The 1,477-nt window shown below is 57.9% G+C and carries 1 protein-coding gene; it reads left to right on the forward strand.

Annotated elements, in window-relative coordinates; translation table 11 throughout:
• Nucleotide 1: 1 nt before the first annotated feature.
• Nucleotides 2-1,477, forward strand: a 1,476-nt coding sequence (gene tssI, locus BZJ21_RS15270; protein ID WP_077670254.1) for a type VI secretion system tip protein TssI/VgrG, incomplete at its 3' end; no start/stop codon positions are given.

Genomic DNA, 1,477 nt, shown 5'->3' on the forward strand with positions numbered 1-1,477 from the left:
GATGGCGACATTGCAAATAGCGTTAACCGTGGCGGGGCTCGACCCGCAACCGTTCGTGGTGGTGGACTACCAAGGGGACGAGTGCCTCTCTCACCAAGCTGGCCTGAATGGCAACCCGGTGTATGGGTTCCAGTATGAGGTGGCATTGGCGAGCCGCCATACCGACCTCACGCCAGAGCAAGTGGTCGACAAGCCCGTGCAGCTGACGCTGTGGCGCAACGGCGAGCTGGTCAAACGGGTGCAGGGCATTGCTAGTGCCTTTAGCCAAGGTGACATTGGTCATCACTTTACCCGCTACCGCTTAACCTTGGTGCCCGCTCTGTATCGTCTGTCGCTTCGCCAAAACAGTCGCACCTTCCAGCACCAAACCGTGCCGACTATTCTAGAAACCCTGCTCACAGAAATGGGGGTGACGGAGGTTAGCTTCTCGCTCACTCGCGACTATGCCGAGCGCGAATACTGTGTCCAGCACCGTGAAAGTGACTTGGCGTTCTTCCACCGCTTAGCGGCAGAAGAGGGCTTGGTGTATCACCATGAGCACGACGCCACCACCCATACCCTGGTGGTGACCGATGCGCCAAACAGCTTGCCCCAGCTTGAGCGCCCTGTGCCCTATAACGCCTTAAGCGGCGGTCGCACCGACACGCCGTATATCTATGGCCTCACACGCCACACCGCGGCGCAGCCTAGCCACACGGCGTTAAAAGACTACAGCTTTAAAAAGCCCCGTTATAGTTTTCAACAAGCGGCGCAAGCCGATGGCATTGATTACCAGCGTACCGACAGCTACGAGCACTTTGACTTTCCGGGCCGCTTTAAAGACGACGCCACTGGACAGGCATTTAACCAAACCCGCTTAGAATACTTACGCCGCGAGGCCGAGCACGCCAACGGCCAAAGCAATGAGCCGGCATTACGGGCTGGCTATCGCTTTACCATCAGCGACCATCTGGATGAGGGCGTGAACCAAGCGTGGCAAGTGGTGCGGGTGCATCACCAAGGCAGCCAACCACAAGCGATGGAAGAAGAAGGTGGCCAAGGCGCCACCACCTACAACAACCAGTTTATGCTTATTCCCGCCACCACCCCGTGGCGGGCGACGCCGACGCCTAAACCTCAAGTGGATGGCCCCATGATAGGCACCGTGGTGGGACCGGATGGCGAAGAAATCTTCTGTGATGAACACGGGCGAGTGAAAGTCCACTTCCCGTGGGACCGCTATTCTAACGGCGATGACAAAAGCAGCTGCTGGATACGGGTGGCCCAAGGTTGGGCGGGCAGCCAATACGGTATGATGGCCATTCCCCGCATTGGCCATGAAGTGATTGTGTCATTCTTACACGGTGACCCCGACCAACCGATTATCACCGGCCGCACCTATCATGCCACCAATGTGCCGCCTTATACCTTACCGGCACACAAAACCAAGACGGTTTGGCGCAGCGAGAGCCACCAAGGCGAGGGCTACAACGAGCTC

Origin of the sequence: Salinivibrio costicola subsp. alcaliphilus (assembly GCF_001996185.1) — a bacterium.
In the GTDB taxonomy this organism is placed as follows: Bacteria; Pseudomonadota; Gammaproteobacteria; order Enterobacterales; family Vibrionaceae; genus Salinivibrio; species Salinivibrio costicola.